Raw genomic sequence first — 17,828 nt, forward strand, 5'->3', positions numbered from 1 at the left:
TTGGCCTTCCTCTTCACGCCTCCGGCCTGGAGAGGAACAGGTCCATCCCGAGATGCTGCGACAGGTATTTCGCCGTCATCTGACCTTTGACGCTGTTGCCTGCTCCGTCGAGCAGCGGGGCGAAAGTGCCGAGGCCGCCTTTGCCGGGTGAAACCGTCACGATGCCACCGCCAATCCCGCTCTTTCCCGGCAGGCCGATCTCGTAGAGCCAGTCGCCCGACGTCTCGTAGAGCCCGGCGGTTGCCATGACCGCCAGTGTGTAATGACAAGTGTCGGGATCGACCACGCGCTCGCGGGTGATGGGATTGACCCCTCCGTCGGCCAAGGTTGCGCCCATCACGGCGATGTCCTTCGCCGTGACGTCGAGGCAGCACTGCCGGGTATAGAGATCGAGCGCCTGCATGGGATCCGCATCCAGACGGCCCGCGCTGTGCAACAGGTGCGCCATGCCCCGGTTGCGGAAGTTGGTGGCTCGTGCCGAGTCCAGCACCTCGTCATTGATCGCGAGCTCCCGCCCGGCCAATGCCGACAGGCCATCGAGAATCCGCTGCCACTTCTCCTCGATACTGCCACCCCCCACCAGGCTGCTGGTGACCATCGCGCCGGGATTGACCATCGGGTTGGTACGCCCGTCGCGATGCATTTCCAGCGGCAAGGTCGAATTGAACGGGAAGCCGGTGGCGTTGACCCCGATCTTCCGCCGCGCCTCATCGTGCCCGATCTGCTGGCACACCAGCGCAAAGACGAAGGGCTTGGACACGCTCATGATCGGGAACAGGTAATCGGCGTCTCCGGCCGAATGAACATCGCCATGGGTGGCGACGACGCAGATGCCGAAGAGGTCGGCAGGAACCCGGGCTAGCGCGGGGTAGACTTGCGAGCGCCGCCCGTCGGAATTGGACCGAAACCGCTCGTAGGCGCGGTCCACCAGCTTTACGACGTCGCCCGCCGGCGGCAAGCGGCCGGTCGAGACATAGACCTGGTCGGGTTCGGACATGGCCCTGCCTTCAGAAACTGAAGCCGAGCGTAGGCCCAACCTGCACCGCGGTGAAGCGCGAAGACTCGAAGTTGGAAAAGCGATGAAACAAGATCGCCGCCAGGTTGAGCCGCATGCCGTCCGGCAATTCGAACCCCGGTGTCAACGAAACCTCGCTCAGCGAAAGCAGGTCCTCACGGCCGTCGTTGGCTCCGGCGGTATAGGAGGAATACGCGAACTCCTGGAAGAACCCGACCCGGACGTCTGGCGTATCCAGAATTGTCACGTCAAAATTGGCCGTACCGATGACGCGCCGGTTCTCGGGCTGCCCCGAATCCCGATACTCGCCGCTCAGCGAAATCCCGACCTTGTCCGAGATGTCCGGCGCGAACGCGACCACGTAACGTTGCAGCGAATGGTCGAAATGATCGAAGCTTTCGCCAAGGTAGACCCACCGGGCCCGAAAGCCGAGGGAAAGGGTCCCTGCTCCGGCGATCCGATGGAAGACCGTCGCCGTGGCATTGAGGCGTCCCTCGTTCAATTCGTCCGGATCGTTTGAAAAGAAGTCGGCGTCGGCGCCACCGCTCAATTCGAGGTCCCATCCCGGAATCAGTTCAGGATGCGCATAAGTGAGCGCCAAGGACGGCGAGAAAAGAACCGCGTCTTCCGAGCCATCCGGGTCCCAGAAGGGATTCGTATCGTACAACACCGGCACGCCGATCGAGAGGGACCATGAGGGCTCGGGCCTGCCGTCCAGGCCGATCTCGTAGGGCTCCGGCTGCCCGTCGTCTTCGTGATCCCTGAAGTCGGCTACATCACCCCTGTCGGAATGATCAGCGTCTTGGGCAAGGACGCTTGCCGGAGCGAACAGGATCGCGCCGGCCAGGATCGGGATCGCTCGTCTGTGCACTGCCATGCTCCTTCCGGATCATGGACTCGGCGGAACGAGGCCTCGCCTCCCGCATGCAATCCGATCGTGCAGCAGACAAAGCCGCCGCCCGCATGCGAAACTCGGCCACGTCACCCCGGTCCTCCCGAGATGCACGGTCATTCGCGAGGGCAGCGCCGCCGACCGATCTCGAAAGGATAAAGAAAGAGGCGGCCAATTTCAACATGATTTCCAAGGACATAGTACCGATCCTCCCTAGGGGGCAGTCCTGATAAACCCTGGGTGGGAATCTTGCGTACAGGTGACCAATATAGCTTTATGCCTGGCCCGGACCAGGCTGGGCCGTGCATTCGTTCATGGCCTTGTCGGCAGACGATTGCAGCCGAGCCACGAACGCGGCCACGTCTTCCTCGCTGGTGATCGCCGCGAAGTCGCCGGCCGGGATATCCTTGAAAACCTTGCCCAGGCCGCACTCGCAGACATTGGCGAAGTCGATGTCCAGGCGCGGCCCTTGGTCTTGCGGCACGGCCTGCTGAGTACAGGCCGCAATGGCGGCCTCGAGGACATAGGCTTTCAGATCTTCGTCCTGCTGGTTGGTCTCTTCCTGCGAAGAACAGCCCGCAAGCGCCAAGAAGACGAAACTCAAAGGTACGGCAAATCTCATTCGTACAAATCCGATTAGTCGAGCGCGAGAACCCGCCGCTGCCCAATCCGGCGGGCGAAATTCGAATGCGGAACATTTCCTGCTACTTTGTGATTCAGCGGGGTAAATACGGGGGTATCCCTATCGCCCACGGCTCGAGCTGCGCCGCCACTGCAAGTCGCGGCTTCCAAACCGCGATTGATAACGCTACCAAACCCTCGATCCTGCCCGAGCAGAGGCAGACGAGAGAGGGGAGATTCGATGCGATCCTGGGCTGTTCTGACCATGGCCGCGGCGCTGACCGCTGGCGGAGCCTCGTTGCAGGCCCAGCCCGCCAGTCCTCCCGCTCAGGGCTCCGGCGTCGCCAATCCCGCGATCTGGCCCGAACGCCATTACCCGGTTCCGGTCTCCGCCGCGGACGAGGCGAAGATCGCCGATCTGCTGCGCCGGATGACGCTCGAAGAGAAAATCGGCCAGCTCGTCCAGGCGGATTTGTGCTGCGTCACCCCTGCCGACGTGAAGACCTACAACCTCGGCTCGGTCCTCAACGGCGGCAACAGCGGCCCCTACGGGAACGACCTGGCCCCGGCGGCAGACTGGCTGAAGCTGGCGGACGAATTCTACGCCGCCTCGATCGACACCAGTGACGGGGGCGTCGGCATCCCCGTGGTGTGGGGCACCGATGCGGTTCACGGGCACTCGAACATCATCGGCGCAACGCTGTTTCCGCATAACATCGGTCTCGGCGCGATGCGCGACCCCGAACTCATCGAGCGCATCGGCGCCGTCACCGCCACCGAGATCCGCGTCACCGGGCAGGAGTGGACTTTCGCCCCGACCGTCGCCGTACCTCAGGATTTCCGCTGGGGGCGGGCTTACGAAGGCTATTCCTCCAACCCCGAACTCGTCGCCTCATACACCGGCGCCATGGTGCGCGGATTGCAGGGTCCGCCCGATGGCGCGCGCATCCTCCCGCGCGGTAAGGTCATCGCTTCGACCAAGCATTTTCTTGGCGACGGCGGGACCGCCAACGGCGTCGACCAGGGCGATGCCCAGATCAGCGAAGAGGAACTGCGCGACATCCATGGCGCGCCCTACGGTCCGGCGATCGAAGAAGGCGTCGGCACCGTCATGGCCAGCTTCTCCAGCTGGCAGGGCGTCAAAATGACCGGCAACCAGAGCCTCCTGACCGGGGTACTCAAGGATCGGATGAACTTCGGCGGTTTCGTCGTGTCCGACTGGAATGCCCACGGCCAGGTCGAAGGCTGCACCAACGCCTCGTGCCCCCAGGCCCTGCTCGCCGGGATCGACCTCTACATGGCGCCCGATACCTGGAAGCCGATCTACGAAAGCCTGCTGGCGCAGGCAAAGGCCGGCCAGATACCGATGAGCCGGATCGATGACGCAGTGACACGGCTCCTGCGCGTAAAGTTGCGGCTCGGCCTGTTCGAGACCGGCAAGCCTTCGTCGCGTGACCTGTCCGGCCATTACGAACTGCTCGGGTCGGCCGAGCACCGCGCGGTGGCGCGAGAGGCCGTGCGCAAGTCGCTGGTCCTACTCAAGAACCAGGGCGTCCTGCCGCTTAAACCCGGCGGACGCCTGCTGGTGGCGGGCGATGGTGCGGACGACATCGCCCGCCAATCCGGCGGCTGGACGCTGACCTGGCAAGGCACCGGTATCGACAACAGCCACTTCCCCGGCGCGACGTCTCTCTGGGCCGGACTGCGCGAGGCTGTGACGAGCGCGGGCGGCAGCGCCGAGCTTTCGCCAGGCGGAAGCTTCACCACCAAGCCCGACGCCGCGATCGTGATCTTCGGCGAGAAACCTTACGCCGAGTTCCAGGGCGACCGTGCGTCGCTGCAGCTCGATCCCGAGCTGACGGCGCCGTTCGAGACCATGCGCAAGCTGAAAGCTCAGGGCATTCCGGTCGTGGCGGTGATGATCACCGGGCGCCCGCTCTACGTGAACCCCGCGCTCAACCTGGCCGACGCCTTCGTCGTCACCTGGCTGCCCGGCACCGAAGGCGGTGGTCTCGCCGACGTGCTGGTTGGCAAGCCCGACGGAACGCCGCGCTTCGACTTCCAGGGCAAGCTGCCCGCCGATTGGCCGCGCACGGCGAATATGGCCGATGGCGTCCTCCATCCTTTCGGGTTCGGCCTGAACTACGCGAGCCCGCGCGCCGCCTGGACACCGCTGGCCGAAGATGCGGGCAACGCCGCGGCGGGCGATGCGCGCACCTTCCTCGCGTCCGGGGTACCGGCCTCGAGCTGGTCGCTGCATATCGTCGATCCGAGTCTCCCGGGTAGCCAGACCCGCATCACGACCTTCCCCGCGGAAGCGCTGGGGGGCCGTGCGAAAGTCTCGATCGAGGAAGGCCTGGTACAGGAAGGCGGCCGCCGTTTCCGGATTTCCGGTGGCACTTCGGCCGTCTCGCTCGGCACATTCGACCCGATCGACATCAGCCGCGAAACCAACGGCGACGTGATGCTGCTGGTCACGCTGAAAATGCTCAAGGCGCCGCAACAGGCCGGGTTCGCCATGATCAGCGGCACGGACACGCTGGTCGTCAGCCCGGTCACCATGCCGCAGGGGACGAAGTTCGTACGCTATGGACTCTCGCTAAAGTGCCTGCGCGAAAAGGGCGTGGACATGAGCAATGTCGCCACGCCGTTCATCCTTTCCACCGAAGGTGCGGCGGACTTCGTGCTGACCGACGTGCGCCTGGGGACGGACGCGGAAGTCGTACTGCCTTGCGGCTGAGGTTCGCTTTCGGCGCGGCCCTGCTAACGTTCGCCGCGCCCCTGACGGCCGCCGGAGAAGGCCCACCGCAGGTCGCGGTTCCCGGCGGGATCGTGAGGGGGAGCGAAGTCGAAGGCGACGCGGTGTTCCGCGGCATTCCGTACGCCGCGCCACCTGTCGGGGATTTGCGCTGGCGCCCACCTGCGGCCGTGGTGGCATGGGACGGGGCCCGTGACGCGACCAGGCCCGCCCCAGCTTGCCTGCAGAAGAGCGAGGGCTGGAACAAGGCGAACTGGCTCCATTCGTCCGAAGATTGCCTGACGCTCGACGTCCGCACGCCGTCGCTGAAGGGCAAGCTGCCCGTGATGGTATGGATCCACGGCGGCTCTAACCGCTCGGGGTCTTCGAGTGGTCCGGCCGATTCCAACATGACCGATCAGGGCGTGGTCCACGTCGGCCTGCAGTACCGCCTCGGCCTGCTCGGCTTCATGTCGCACCCCGCGCTCACTGCTGAGCAAGGCGGGGCGAGCGGCAACTATGCGCTGATGGACCAGATCGCCGCGCTGCAATGGGTTCGCGACAACATCGCCCGGTTCGGCGGCGACCCGAACAACGTGACCATCTACGGCGAGAGTGCCGGCTCGCAAGACGTCTCGCTGCTTCTCGCCGCCCCGGCCGCGCAGGGGCTGTTCCACAAGGCGATCATGCAAAGCGGCACGCCGGGCTTCGGCATGACGTTCCGGACGCTGGCCGAGGCCGAGGCTGTCGGAATGCAGCTCGACAAGGCGGCGGATGCGGGGGGAGACCTGACTAAGCTGCGCGCGCTCTCTCCGGTCGCGCTGCTCGACCTTCAGCAGGAAGTGGCCGATCCCGCAGCAGAGCAAGGCCGCTCCACCTGGCTGCGGATCACGGTCGACGGCCAAGTCCTGCCCGAGGCGCCCGACAGATTGATCGCGCGCAACGCGCCGAAGCCGGTGATCATCGGGGTCGACAAGGTGGAGTTCGGTCCCACCACCGACGCGATCGACTTGGCTGGATTGGCCGAGACCTGGTACCCCGGCCACGGCGCGGAGGCGCTCGCCGTCTATCGCGCCGAAGTGCCCGATCCACGACGCGGCAACCTGGCGCTGCGGCTGCAAAGCGATGGCGAGATGCACTGCCCCGCGGACCGGCTGGCGGACCTGCTTGCCTCAAGCGGCTGGCCGACCTGGTTCTATGAATTCGACGTAGGCGAGAAGGGCGGCCTGACGCGCCATGCCTACGAGATCGGCTTTATCTTCGGCCGACGCCCGGTGGGCGGCGGGGCGCAGATGCAGGACTACTGGGCGGCATTGGCGATCACCGGCGATCCGAACGGCAAGACCGCGATCTCGCTGGACCGCCCGCTTTGGGAGCGATGGGACCCGCGGGCGGCGCGGCAGATTTCCTTTGGGCAGGACGAAACCGCTATGATCGGGGGCAAGCCGCGGGCAGACTTCTGCCGCTTCGCCACAACATACTGAGTCTTCATGCCAGCCCTGCCCGAACACGCGGCGCCCACGCCCGAAGATTTCACCGAACTGTGCCAGGCGGGACGGCCGTTCGTGATGCGCGGGCTGGCGAGCGGCTGGCCGCTCGTCCAGGCGGGGCAGGACTCACCCGCCGCGACGATCGCGACGCTGGCAGCGATGGATAGCGGGAAGCCGGCAGACGTCATGCTCGCGCCTCCCGAAACGGGCGGGCGGTTCTTCTACGGCGCAGACATGCGCGGGTTCAATTTCGTCCGCCAGAAGGCCCCGCTAGCCGAAGTCGGCCGTAAGCTGCTTGAGCTGGCAACGGAGGCCTCGCCGCCGATCGTCTATGCGGGGGCCAACGAGACCCGCGAGCACCTGCCGCGGTTCGATGTTGCCAACCCGCTACCGCACGCCGCCATGCAGCGCGATGCGAAGTCACGGGTCTGGCTTTGCAACAAGGCCGAGGTGGCGACTCACTTCGACCTGTCGGACAATATCGCCGTAGTGGTACTCGGGCGGCGGCGCTTCACCCTGTTTCCGCCGCAAGCGACCGGCGATCTCTACGTCGGTCCGCTCAACAACACCCTGGCCGGTCAGCCGATCAGCCTGCCCGATCCCTTGCGCCCCGATCTCGAGGCCTACCCTCGTTTCGCCCGCGCGCTGGAACTGGCACAGTCCGCGGAGCTGGCCCCGGGCGATGCGATCTTCATCCCCACCCTGTGGTGGCACCACGTCGCCGCGCTCGATGCGGTCAACGTGCTGGTGAACTACTGGTACAACGACGTGGCTCGCGGTGGCCCGTTCGTGGCCCTCATCCACGCGCTTTCAGCGATCCGCGACCTGCCCGACACCCAGCGCGAAGGCTGGCGGGCGTGGTTCGAACACTTCGTCTTTGCCCCCGACGCCGCGCGGGCCGCCGATCATCTGCCACCACACGCGCAGGGCGTAAACGGCCCGGCCTCGCCCGAGCGCGACGAAATGATTCGCCAGTTTCTGCTGCGGGTGCTGTCGGGGTCCTGATCAGCGAGGTCCGCTCACCGCATAGGGCCCCACCAGTACTCCGGTGAACAAACCGGCGTGAACCGAGCTCAGGTATTCGACGTCCACATCCTCCGCGATCGCATGCCAGCCATCGGATCCGGCCGGACGCCAGCGGAGATCGGCCTGCCCTCGGTCGATCGCGAGCTGTAGTTCAACCTCTCCCTGTTCGGAAAGCGGAACGGAATCCGTCAACTCTCCCCCCTCCGGCTGAGTGGCGGCGGAACGCTTCCGTATCGTCAGCACTCGCATGCCCTCATTCTGCTCGATACCGAATGCCAGGAAGTGGTCCTGGTCGATCAGCGCCAGCAGGCCGGCAAAGTCGCCGTCGCGCTCCGGCGCGAAAGTCACCCGCGTTGTATAGATCGCCGAAGGGTGCCGCAGCCGCCGGCCGAGGAACGAGGGCTGACCTGTGCCACCCGCTGTGTCTCCCCGCGCGGTCAGTTCCAGCCCGGCCCCGCCCAGTGCGAACCACGGTTCACTGCGCGGCGAACGCATCCGCAGCCACTCGGGCGAGAGGTCTCCGGCAGAGAAGCGATCGGTCCAGCTCGTCCAGTCGGTTCCCTGGAACGGCGGTAGATTCGGACGCGGCGAGGTGAATGGCACTGACTCGCCCGGTTCAAGGAAGACCGGCCACCCATTGACCCACCGCACTGGCAGCAGCCAGGTCTCACGGCCGAGCAAAGTCGACTGCTCCGCGAAGGGCCGCGTGGCCAGGAACACGCCCCACCAGCTCCCATCGTCGAGCCGCACGAGATCCGCATGGCCCGTTGCCTCCACCCGGTCCGGCCGCCCTGGCGCGAGGTTTCGCTGGGTCAGGATCGGGTTGCGCGGCCCCGGCTCGTAAGGTCCATCGACCTTGCGCGAGCGGTAAATCGTTTCCGAGTGATCCTCCGCCGTGCCGCCCTCGGCCGCCATCAGGTAGTACCAGTCGCCGACCTTGTAGATGTGCGGCCCCTCGGCCCAGATCGGCTTGTCCGCCGGGTTGACCCCGCCATCGACGAGCACCTTGCGCGGGCCGACCATCTTCCCTGCGGTCAGATCGATCTGCTGGATCCATAGCGCCCGGTGGCCGTCATAACGGGGTTCCCCCACTGGCGCCCCGTTGTTCAGTACCCAGGCGCGCCCGTCATCGTCCACGAACAGCGACGGATCGATGCCCTCGAAGTCGAGCCACACAGGATCGGACCACGGTCCTTCGGGCCGCTCGGCGGTAACGAAGAAGTTCCCTCCACAATCCACGCAGGTGGTGAAGATGTAGAATCGTCCGTCATGCACTGTGATCGCCGGGGCAAAGATGCCGCGCGTAATGCCCAGATCCTTGAAGTTCACCTGGCCCGGCCGGTCGATCGCATGCCCGACCAGACGCCAGTTGACGAGGTCGCGGCTGTGAAACACCGGCATCCCGGGAAACCAGGCGAACGTCGACGTGACGAGATAGAAGTCATCTCCAGACCGCACGATCGAGGGGTCTGGATGGAAACCCGGCAGGATCGGATTGCGGAAAGTGCCCGGCGCATCCGGACTTGCCTGGTCAGTGGCCTGGTAAGTCACTTCGGCGAATCTCGCGACGGGTTCCGCGTGCGAAACCGGCCCGATGAAAAGCGCTGCGACCATGGCCGCGACGGCGCTCGATTTCCTCATCCTCCCAAATCCTCTCCGGGCCGCTCAATTTCCTTGCACGTTTCGGGCCCTGTTTCTATGGTAGCGCTATCACGGGAGAGAACAAGCAGCCATTATGGCCGGGCAACTGACTGACATCCTGCCGTCGGACTACGCGTCCGGCACGTTCCTCGGTCGCGCGCAGTCGCCCGAGGGGCCTTGCGTTATCGCTATCCGGGGCGGCGCCCTGTTCGACCTGACTTTGGAAGTCGCCACTGTATCCGGCGCTGTCGCCCGCCGCGCGTTTAACGGCGGCACGGCGATCGGCACGGTCGAGGGCGGCTTGCCCAACGGCTGGCGTCTGCTTTCCCCGGTGGACCTGCAATGCGTGAAGGCCTGCGGCGTGACGTTCGCCGTCTCCGCCATCGAACGCGTAATCGAAGAACGCGCCCGCGGTGATGCCTCGCGCGCGGCCGAAATCCGTGCCGCACTCGAAGAGAAAGTCGGCGCCGGCATCCGCGCCGTCGTGCCCGGCAGTGCCGAGGCGGACCAGCTCAAGGCCGCGCTGATCGACGAAGGCATGTGGTCGCAATATCTCGAGGTCGCAATCGGCCCTGATGCGGAGGTTTTCTCCAAGTCGCCGGTACTCTCGACGGTCGGTCATGGCGCCCCCATCGGCGTTCGCTCGGATTCAACGTGGAACAATCCCGAACCCGAAGTCGTGCTCATTGTCGATCCGCACGGCGAATGCGTCGGCGCCACGCTTGGCAACGACGTGAACCTGCGCGATTTCGAAGGTCGCTCGGCGCTTCTGCTGAGTAAGGCCAAGGACAACACCGCCTCCTGCTCGATCGGCCCATTCATCCGCCTGTTCGACCAAGGCTTCACCATCGACGACGTGCGCCAGGCCAATGTCGACCTGCTGATCGAAGGTCCGGAAGGCTATCGGCTCGAAGGCACCAACATGATGGGCCAGATCAGCCGCGACCCGCTCGACCTTGTCGAACAGACGCTGAGCGAACATCACTATCCCGATGGCTTCGCCCTGTTCTGCGGCACGCTGTTCGCGCCCACGCAGGATCGTGACACTCCCGGCGCCGGGTTCACCCACAAGCGGGGCGACAGGGTCACCATCAGTTCTCGCCGCCTCGGCACTCTTGCCAACACCGTAACCACGTCACGCGACGCACCCGCTTGGGAAATGGGCATCGCCGCCTTCGTGCGAAACCTCGCCTCGCGCGGGCTAATCGACAGGATCTAACCGTATCATGAGTACCCTCAGTCTCGGCCACTTCATTGGCGGCGAATGGACCGGCGCCGACGACGCGCTGGAAAGCCTCAATCCCTCGAACACCGGCGATGTCGTCGCCCGCTTTCCGAACGGCGGAGCGGCGGACGTAGACCGCGCCGTGGCCGCGGCTTCGGCGGCGTTTCCGGGTTGGGCCTCGGCCTCTCCGGAAGTGCGCGCCGACTTGCTCGACAAGATCGCGGCAACGATCTTCGCCCGCGCCAACGAGCTGGGTGAGCTGCTCGCCCGTGAAGAGGGCAAGACCCGCGCCGAAGGGATTGGCGAGACACTGCGCGCGGCGCGGATCTTCCGTTACTTCGCCGGAGAGGCGCTTCGCCGTCATGGGCAGACACTCGAATCCACCCGCCCGGGCCTCGATGTCGCGACTTATCGCGAGGCGCTCGGCGTAGTCGGCCTGATCACGCCGTGGAACTTCCCGATCGCGATCCCGGCCTGGAAGGCCGCTCCTGCGCTGGCTTTCGGCAACACCGTCGTGCTCAAGCCCGCCAACATCACCCCGGCAGTGGCGAGCGCGCTCACCGAGATTATTCATGAGTGCGGCGCTCCGGCTGGCGTATTCAACCTCGTGCTCGGCCGGGGTGACGTCGGCCGCGCGATTACCGATCACAAGGACATCGCCGCAGTCAGCTTCACCGGCTCGCAGTTCGTCGGCGCCCAGGTCGGCGCGGCAGCCATGGCCCGGCAGGCGCGGGTGCAGATGGAGATGGGGGGCAAGAACCCGCTCGTCGTGCTGGCCGATGCCGATCTCGACAAGGCGGTGGCGATTGCCGCCGACGGTGGCTTCTTCCAGACAGGGCAGCGTTGCACCGCCTCGAGCCGGGTGATCGTCGAAGACGCAATCCACGACCGTTTCGTCGCCGCGCTGGCCGAGCGGGCCAAGGCGATCAAGGTCGGCCCCGCGCTGGCCGAAGGCACGCAAGTCGGCCCCGCCTCCAGCGAGGCGCAGTTCGAACAGAACCTCAACTACATCGGCATCGCCACTGGCGAAGGTGGCCGGCTGGCCGCGGGCGGAGACAAGGTCGCGGCGGAAACGCCTGGCTATTTCCTTCAGCCGACGCTGATCGCCGACACCGCGCCCGAGATGCGGATCAACAACGAGGAAGTGTTCGGCCCGGTGGTCTCGACCGTCCGCGTCAAGAACTACGAAGAGGCGCTGGAAGTGGCCAACCGCGGCGACTTCGGCCTGTCGGCCGGGATCGTCTCCAACAACGCGAAGCACATTCGCGATTTCCGCAAGAACATCCGCGCCGGCATGGTCATGGTCAACCTGCCGACCGCGGGAGTCGATTATCACGTGCCGTTCGGCGGCACCCGGGGTTCGAGCTACGGCCCCCGCGAACAAGGTTTCGCGGCGGTCGAGTTCTATACCCAGGTCAAAACGGTCTACACGGGGGATTAAGGGCGTGGGGGAGGTAACTCTGAATCCGGCAACCAAGGCGGCGGTCTTTCCCAGCCTTGCCGGCAAGAAGGTAATCGTCAGCGGCGGCGCTTCTGGCATTGGCGAAGGCATTGTCGAAGGCTTCGTCAGTCAGGGCGCGGCCGTGGCCTTTGTCGACGTGATGGAAGATGCGAGCGACGCGGTGGTGAAGCGCTTTGCAGACGCGCCGATCCCGCCGATCTTCGTCAATTGCGACATCCGCGACATCGTCGATTACGGCGCCAAGATCGCCAAGCTGGTCGGCCGCCTCGGCGGCTGTGACGTGCTGATCAACAACGCTGCGAACGACGACCGCCACAGCATCGAAGACATTACGCCCGAGTACTGGGACGAGCGGATGGCGGTGAACCTCAAGCACCAGTTCTTCGCCGCCAAGGCCGTGGTGCCCGCGATGAAGGCAGCCGGCGGCGGTTCGATCGTGAACCTCGGCTCGATCTCCTGGCACCTGGGGCTGGAGGACCTGACGGTCTACCAGGTGGCCAAGGCCGCGATCGAGGGCCTGACCCGCAGCCTCGCCCGCGAACTCGGTCGCGACAACATCCGCGTGAACACCATCGTCCCTGGCAACGTCCAGACCCCGCGGCAGATGAAATGGTACACCCCCGAAGGCGAAGCGGAAATCGTTGCCGCACAATGTCTTGACGGACGCATCCAACCGTCGGACATCGCGGCCATGGCCATGTTCCTCGCCTCTGACGATGCGCGGTACTGCACGGCTCACAACTATTGGGTGGATGCCGGATGGAGATAGCCGCCGAGGTTCGCAGCCTCCTCGACGCCGAGAGCAAGCTCGGCGAAGGGGCTCTGTGGGATGTCGAACGCGGCGTGCTCTGGTTCGTCGACATCAAGCGCCACCGGCTGTGGCACTTCGATCCGGCGAACGGCAGCAACTCGATTTCCGAAGCGCCAAACCAGATCGGCTGGGCGCTGCCGGCAGAGGGCGGCCTGCTGCTCTGCGGCCTGAAAGACGGGCTTTATACCTTCGATCCGACCACGCAGGTCTTTGCCAAGCTGTCGGACGTTCCCGGCGAACCGGGCGGCAACCGCCTCAACGATGCCTGCACCGACCCCTGGGGCCGCGTGTGGTTTGGTTCGATGGACGATGCGGAAGAAGCCAAGAGCGGGCGCTTCTACGTGTTCGACCGCGGCGAGATCCGCCCTGCGGGTCCGAGCGGGATCAGCATCACCAACGGCCCGACGGTCAGCGGTTCGGGTGACCGGATCTACTTCACCGACACGGTCGGCCAGAAAATCCTGGTCGCGAACCTGACGAAGGACGGCGTCGGCGAGGCGCGGTTGTTCGCCGATACCGGTGCGCTGTTCCCGGACGCCTATCCCGACGGTCCGATCGTCGACGCCGAAGATCACGTCTGGACCGGTCTCTACATGGGCGCGAAAGTGGCGCGCTTCTCGCCCGACGGGAAGCTGGTCGCCACCCAGACTTTTCCCGCGCGCGATATCACCAAGATGGCACTCGGCGGCAAGGACCTGAAGACCGCGTTCGTGACCACCGCGCTCAAGAACATGGACGAGACTTCGCTCAAGGCGTTTCCCAAGGCAGGGCATCTGCTGAGCTTTGACTCACCGGTCGCGGGCGTCACGACCACGAGGGTGAAACTGGCGTGAGGCGGGCGGCGCTGCTGATCGCCGGGGTGGTCCTCCCGACCGCCGCGCAGGCCGCTCCGCAACTCCTTCCGATCTGGCAGGATCACGCGGTCATCCAGCGTGACAGGCCGGTGGTGGTCGAAGGCACAGCCCAACCCGGTGAACGGGTCAGCGCCACGCTTGGCATGGACAGCGCCAGCGCCACCGCGGCCGCGGATGGCAGCTTCGCGCTGACCCTCCCGGCTCGCCCGGCCAATGCCATGCCACAAACGCTGAGCGTGACCGACAGCAGCGGCACCGCGACGATCAACGACATCCTCGTGGGCGATGTCTGGCTCTGTTCGGGTCAGTCGAACATGGCCTTTACCGTCAGCGCCGGGCTAAACGGCTACAACAACATCCAGGTCTCCGCAGACCCGCTGCTGCGCATGCTGACCGTGCCGCAGGAGACCTCGGCCAAGCCGGTCCGAGAATTTGGCGGAGAGGTGAGCTGGCAAGCGGCCAGCCCTCAAACCACCGGTGCCTTCTCGGCCGCCTGCTATTACATGCTGCGCGATCTTCGCGCGGCGCTCGATATCCCGATGGGCGCGGTCCATTCGAGCTGGGGCGGCTCGCAGATCCGCGCTTGGCTAACGCCCGAGGCTGGCAAGGTGCTCTACGGCGCCGACCAGATGGCGCTGCTCGACACCTTCGGTAAGGACCCGCTCGCGGCCGTCACCGAGTTCGCCCCCAAGTGGGAAGCCTGGTGGCGAGAACGCACCGGGCAAGAACCATGGAAAGATCCCTCAGTCGTCCAGTGGCAACCGGTGCCTTCGATCAGCCCCTGGGGCAACTGGTCCGGCACGCGCCTGGCTAAGGACGGCCTGGGCAATGTGCTGCTGCGCCAGACCGTCACTCTGACCGCCGAGCAGGCCAAGGCCGGCGGTGTGCTCAACATTGGCATCATCGACGATCTCGACGCTACCTGGGTTAACGGCAAACCCGTCGGAATCACCCACGGCTGGGGCGCCGAACGCGAATACCGCATCCCGCCGGGCTATCTGAAGGCGGGTGCGAACGAGATCCTCGTGATCGCTTCCAACAGCTGGGCGGCGGGCGGCTTCACCAGCGCGGCCGACCGGTTGAGTTTCACGGTCACCGGCGGCGAGCGGATCCCGCTCGGAGAAGGCTGGCAGTTCTCGATCGCGGGGCACACCGACATGCCTCCTCGATCGCCATGGGACGCGAACGCCGGGATCGGCGTGATGCACAATCGGATGATCGCGCCGATCGGCCACTACGCCATGACCGGGGCCACCTGGTATCAGGGCGAAAGCGACGTCGGCATCGCCGGCTATCGGGACCGGCTGCGCGAGCTGTTCGCCGGTTGGCGGCGGCAGTTCGGGGCGGATACCCGCGTGCTGGTGGTCCAACTCGCCAACTACGGCCCCACGGCAAGCGCCCCGGTCGACAGCGGCTGGGCCAGCCTGCGCGAAGACGAGCGACAAGCCGTCCTCGCCGACAAGAACGCGGCGCTTGTCACCGCGATCGACCTTGGCGATCGGACCGATATCCATCCGGGCAACAAGGTGGAGCTCGGCAAGCGTCTGGCGCTCGAGGCGCAGGGCAAGGCGCTGCCGGGCCCGCAACGGGCCGTCCTGGAGGGAACGGATGTGCGGGTGAGCTTCACGGGGCTGGAAGGCGGCCTCCAGAGCTGGAGCGGCCCTCCACTGGCGTTCGAGCTGTGCGGCCCGACGCAGGAAAGCTGCCGCTACGCCAGCGCCGCGATAGCGGGCGATGCGATCGTCCTGCGCGGGGACGGGCAACCGGTGACGCGAGTCCGCTACGCCTGGGCAGATAGTCCTGTCGTCAATCTCTACGACGCCCGGCCAGCGCCGCTGCCCGGCTTCGAGCTTCCGGTCGAGCGATGAAGACCGACCGGCGGACCACCCTCGCGGGGATCGCCGGGAGCCTTGCCTTGCTGGCACCGGGCGGTTCCGCCTTCGCCGCTGAGGGTAACCGCTTCATCCGCCGCGACGGAACCCGCCTCCTGCTGGGTTCCGAGCCTTACCGCATCACCGGCGCCAACATGTGGTACGCCGCCTGGCTTGGCGCCGACGCCGCCTATGGTGACCGCGCGCGCCTCGGACGCGAGCTGGACCGGCTACAGGCGCTGGGCATCAACAACCTGCGGATCATGGCCGCCGCCGAGGAAGGGCCGCTGCGCCATTCGATCAAGCCCGGGTTCTCGCGCCCCGATGGCTCGCTCAACCGCGAGCTGCTCGCGGGCCTCGATTACGCCATGGCCGAAATCGCCCGTCGGGGGATGACCGCGGTGGTGTGCCTGGGCAACTTCTGGGAGTGGTCGGGCGGGATCGCGACCTGGCTCTATCGGGTGACCGGGCAGTACACCGACATGAACGATCCGGCCCACCCGTGGCCGGCCTTTCCCGACGCGACCAGTGCCTTTTACGGCAACGCCGAGGCGGTGCGGCTTTACCACGACTATGTGCGCACCGTGGTCACCCGCACCAACTCGGTGACCGGTTTGCGCTACATCGATGACCCGGCGGTGATGTGTTGGCAGCTTGCAAACGAGCCGCGCCCTGGGGGGAGCGACGCCGTGATTGCCCAGCGGCGCGAGTCCTACTTCCAGTGGATCGACGACACCGCCGCACTGATCCGCTCGCTCGACCGCAACCATCTGGTCTCGCTCGGACACGAGGGCACCCAAGGCGCCAACGGCAGCGAGGATATCGTCCGCCGGGCGCACCAGGCCATCGACTACCTCACTGCCCACATCTGGCCGCTCAACTGGGGCTGGGTGAATGGCAAGGACCTCCCCGGGACCTGGGACGCCGGTAGCGCGAAAGTCAGCGACTACCTGGCTACGCACGCACGCCTGGCGCTCGAGCTTGGCAAGCCGCTGCAGTTCGAGGAGTTCGGATTTCCCCGCGACGGCGAGGTCTACTCGCCCGGTACGCCGACCACATTCCGCGACCGTTACTACGCGATGATCTATGGCGCGGTCCGTGCCTCGTGGACTAAGGGTGGGCCGATCATGGGGAGCAACTTCTGGGCCTGGAACGGGGAGGCACGCGCCACTCATCCCGACTATCGCTTTCGCGACGGAGACCGCGCCTACATGGGCGATCCGCCGCACGAACCGCAAGGCTGGTACGGCGTGTTCAACACTGACGAGAGCACGCTGGCCCTGGTTCGCGACCACGCCGCGCAGCGTTGCCTCGGTCTCTCAGCCCCTTGTCCTGCCCGATGATTTCACTGGCGGCCGGAGATTGGGAAGCGGAGGTGCGTCCCCAGGCCGGGGGATCGATGGCCGCCTTGCGCTATCGCGGGGTAGACGTCCTCAGCCCTATGCCGGAGGGCACATTGGACCCGCTGCAAGCGGCCTGCTTCCCCCTGGTGCCCTATTGCAATCGCATCGCCAGCGGGCGCTTCGAATGGGCCGGTGAAGAAGTCCAACTGCCCCCGAACTTCCTGCCGGAGCGGCACAGTCTTCATGGCCTGAGCTGGCAGCGCCCCTGGAGCGTCGAGAGCCAGGTGGAAACCAAGTGCGTCCTGGTCGACGACTACGATGGCAAAGGCGCCTGGCCCTGGGCCTACCGAGCCCAACAACGCATTCGCCTTGGCCCCCGGGGTTGCGCCATAACCCTGGTCCTGATCAACCGTTCGGACGGGCCGATGCCGGCAGGGCTTGGCCTCCATCCCTATTTCAGGCGCGGGTCGGAAGCTTCGATCCGGTTCGCGTCCGATCATGTGTTGCTGGTCAGTAGCGAGACGCTGCCGACGGGAGTCACGGCGCTTCCCAGTCATTTCGGCGAGTTCGCCGGCGGCGATCTACTGCCGACCGAGACAGTCGATCATTGCTTCGCATACTGGCAAGGAGCGGCCGAGATCAGCGACGATCTCGGCACGATCCGGCTAACCGCCGATGGCGCACCGCACCTGCATCTCTACGCCCCGGCCGACGGCAGCGCGCTGTGCCTCGAGCCCGTGAGCCACACCCCCGACGCCCTCAACCAGGCCCCGGACGAGATGATCGTATTACCCCCGGGATGCGCCGCAGCGATGACCTTGTGGATTTCGGCTAGCTAGC

General features: G+C 65.9%; 14 protein-coding genes. 10 read left to right on the forward strand and 4 right to left on the reverse strand.

The features are described from left to right. Positions 1–13 precede the first annotated feature (13 nt). The 3 genes from glsA to KK137_RS11390 form a co-directional block, all read right to left on the reverse strand. Positions 14–997 carry a glutaminase A gene (glsA, locus tag KK137_RS11380; RefSeq protein ID WP_214536540.1) on the reverse strand — a complete coding sequence of 328 codons (984 nt, stop codon included), beginning with the start codon at positions 995–997 and terminating at the stop codon, positions 14–16. A gap of 10 nt (positions 998–1,007) precedes the next feature. Beyond that, on the reverse strand, positions 1,008–1,886 hold the full coding sequence (locus KK137_RS11385; RefSeq protein WP_214536541.1) for a hypothetical protein: 879 nt from the start codon (positions 1,884–1,886) through the stop codon (positions 1,008–1,010). A gap of 295 nt (positions 1,887–2,181) precedes the next feature. After that, positions 2,182–2,529 (reverse strand): hypothetical protein, encoded by a 348-nt coding sequence (locus KK137_RS11390; RefSeq protein WP_214536542.1) that lies wholly within the window; start codon positions 2,527–2,529, stop codon positions 2,182–2,184. A 240-nt stretch (positions 2,530–2,769) separates the two neighbouring features. Here KK137_RS11390 and KK137_RS11395 point away from each other — a divergent pair, with 240 nt between their 5' ends. From KK137_RS11395 to KK137_RS11405, 3 genes are read left to right on the forward strand one after another with little or no spacing between them, the layout of a single operon-like run. Then, positions 2,770–5,268 (forward strand): glycoside hydrolase family 3 protein, encoded by a 2,499-nt coding sequence (locus KK137_RS11395; protein WP_214536543.1) that lies wholly within the window; start codon positions 2,770–2,772, stop codon positions 5,266–5,268. Continuing rightward, positions 5,259–6,749, forward strand: a complete 1,491-nt coding sequence (locus tag KK137_RS11400; RefSeq protein WP_214536544.1) for a carboxylesterase/lipase family protein — start codon at positions 5,259–5,261, stop codon at positions 6,747–6,749. The genes KK137_RS11395 and KK137_RS11400 overlap by 10 nt, the downstream gene beginning before the upstream one ends. A 6-nt stretch (positions 6,750–6,755) precedes the next feature. Next, complete coding sequence (locus KK137_RS11405; RefSeq protein ID WP_214536545.1) at positions 6,756–7,760, forward strand: cupin-like domain-containing protein; 1,005 nt, start codon at positions 6,756–6,758, stop codon at positions 7,758–7,760. Here the strand turns inward: KK137_RS11405 and KK137_RS11410 are convergent, their stop codons facing one another. Beyond that, positions 7,761–9,422 carry a glycoside hydrolase family 43 protein gene (locus KK137_RS11410; protein ID WP_214536546.1) on the reverse strand — a complete coding sequence of 554 codons (1,662 nt, stop codon included), beginning with the start codon at positions 9,420–9,422 and terminating at the stop codon, positions 7,761–7,763. Between the two features lie 94 nt (positions 9,423–9,516). Here KK137_RS11410 and KK137_RS11415 point away from each other — a divergent pair, with 94 nt between their 5' ends. The 7 genes from KK137_RS11415 to KK137_RS11445 are packed head-to-tail and all read left to right on the forward strand — an operon-like array spanning position 9,517 to position 17,827. After that, positions 9,517–10,641 (forward strand): fumarylacetoacetate hydrolase family protein, encoded by a 1,125-nt coding sequence (locus KK137_RS11415; protein WP_214536547.1) that lies wholly within the window; start codon positions 9,517–9,519, stop codon positions 10,639–10,641. A gap of 7 nt (positions 10,642–10,648) precedes the next feature. Beyond that, positions 10,649–12,088: an aldehyde dehydrogenase family protein gene (locus KK137_RS11420; RefSeq protein ID WP_214536548.1), complete on the forward strand. Its 1,440-nt coding sequence runs from the start codon at positions 10,649–10,651 to the stop codon at positions 12,086–12,088. Positions 12,089–12,092: 4 nt separating this feature from the next. Next, a complete protein-coding gene (xylB, locus tag KK137_RS11425; protein WP_338028053.1) occupies positions 12,093–12,878 on the forward strand; it encodes a D-xylose 1-dehydrogenase in 786 nt (261 codons plus the stop codon). Next, positions 12,869–13,753 carry an SMP-30/gluconolactonase/LRE family protein gene (locus KK137_RS11430; protein ID WP_214536549.1) on the forward strand — a complete coding sequence of 295 codons (885 nt, stop codon included), beginning with the start codon at positions 12,869–12,871 and terminating at the stop codon, positions 13,751–13,753. Before xylB ends, KK137_RS11430 begins: the two co-directional genes overlap by 10 nt. Next, complete coding sequence (locus tag KK137_RS11435) at positions 13,750–15,642, forward strand: sialate O-acetylesterase (RefSeq protein ID WP_338028054.1); 1,893 nt, start codon at positions 13,750–13,752, stop codon at positions 15,640–15,642. Before KK137_RS11430 ends, KK137_RS11435 begins: the two co-directional genes overlap by 4 nt. Beyond that, entirely contained in the window at positions 15,639–16,988 is a 1,350-nt protein-coding gene (locus KK137_RS11440) for a glycoside hydrolase 5 family protein (protein ID WP_214536550.1), read from the forward strand. The genes KK137_RS11435 and KK137_RS11440 overlap by 4 nt, the downstream gene beginning before the upstream one ends. Then, positions 16,985–17,827, forward strand: a complete 843-nt coding sequence (locus KK137_RS11445; RefSeq protein ID WP_214536551.1) for an aldose 1-epimerase — start codon at positions 16,985–16,987, stop codon at positions 17,825–17,827. The genes KK137_RS11440 and KK137_RS11445 overlap by 4 nt, the downstream gene beginning before the upstream one ends. Position 17,828 lies beyond the last annotated feature (1 nt).

It is taken from the genome of Croceibacterium selenioxidans (assembly GCF_018599195.1).
GTDB classification, from domain to species: Bacteria; Pseudomonadota; Alphaproteobacteria; order Sphingomonadales; family Sphingomonadaceae; genus Croceibacterium_A; species Croceibacterium_A selenioxidans.

Bases quoted from the DNA above. Each gene is read 5' to 3' on its own strand.
- glsA (WP_214536540.1), bottom strand. From the start codon at position 997: ATGTCCGAACCCGACCAGGTCTATGTCTCGACCGGCCGCTTGCCGCCG.
- KK137_RS11420 (WP_214536548.1), top strand. From the start codon at position 10,649: ATGAGTACCCTCAGTCTCGGCCACTTCATTGGCGGCGAATGGACCGGC.
- KK137_RS11395 (WP_214536543.1), top strand. From the start codon at position 2,770: ATGCGATCCTGGGCTGTTCTGACCATGGCCGCGGCGCTGACCGCTGGC.
- KK137_RS11415 (WP_214536547.1), top strand. From the start codon at position 9,517: ATGGCCGGGCAACTGACTGACATCCTGCCGTCGGACTACGCGTCCGGC.
- KK137_RS11410 (WP_214536546.1), bottom strand. From the start codon at position 9,422: ATGAGGAAATCGAGCGCCGTCGCGGCCATGGTCGCAGCGCTTTTCATC.
- KK137_RS11390 (WP_214536542.1), bottom strand. From the start codon at position 2,529: ATGAGATTTGCCGTACCTTTGAGTTTCGTCTTCTTGGCGCTTGCGGGC.
- KK137_RS11405 (WP_214536545.1), top strand. From the start codon at position 6,756: ATGCCAGCCCTGCCCGAACACGCGGCGCCCACGCCCGAAGATTTCACC.
- KK137_RS11445 (WP_214536551.1), top strand. From the start codon at position 16,985: ATGATTTCACTGGCGGCCGGAGATTGGGAAGCGGAGGTGCGTCCCCAG.
- KK137_RS11440 (WP_214536550.1), top strand. From the start codon at position 15,639: ATGAAGACCGACCGGCGGACCACCCTCGCGGGGATCGCCGGGAGCCTT.
- KK137_RS11430 (WP_214536549.1), top strand. From the start codon at position 12,869: ATGGAGATAGCCGCCGAGGTTCGCAGCCTCCTCGACGCCGAGAGCAAG.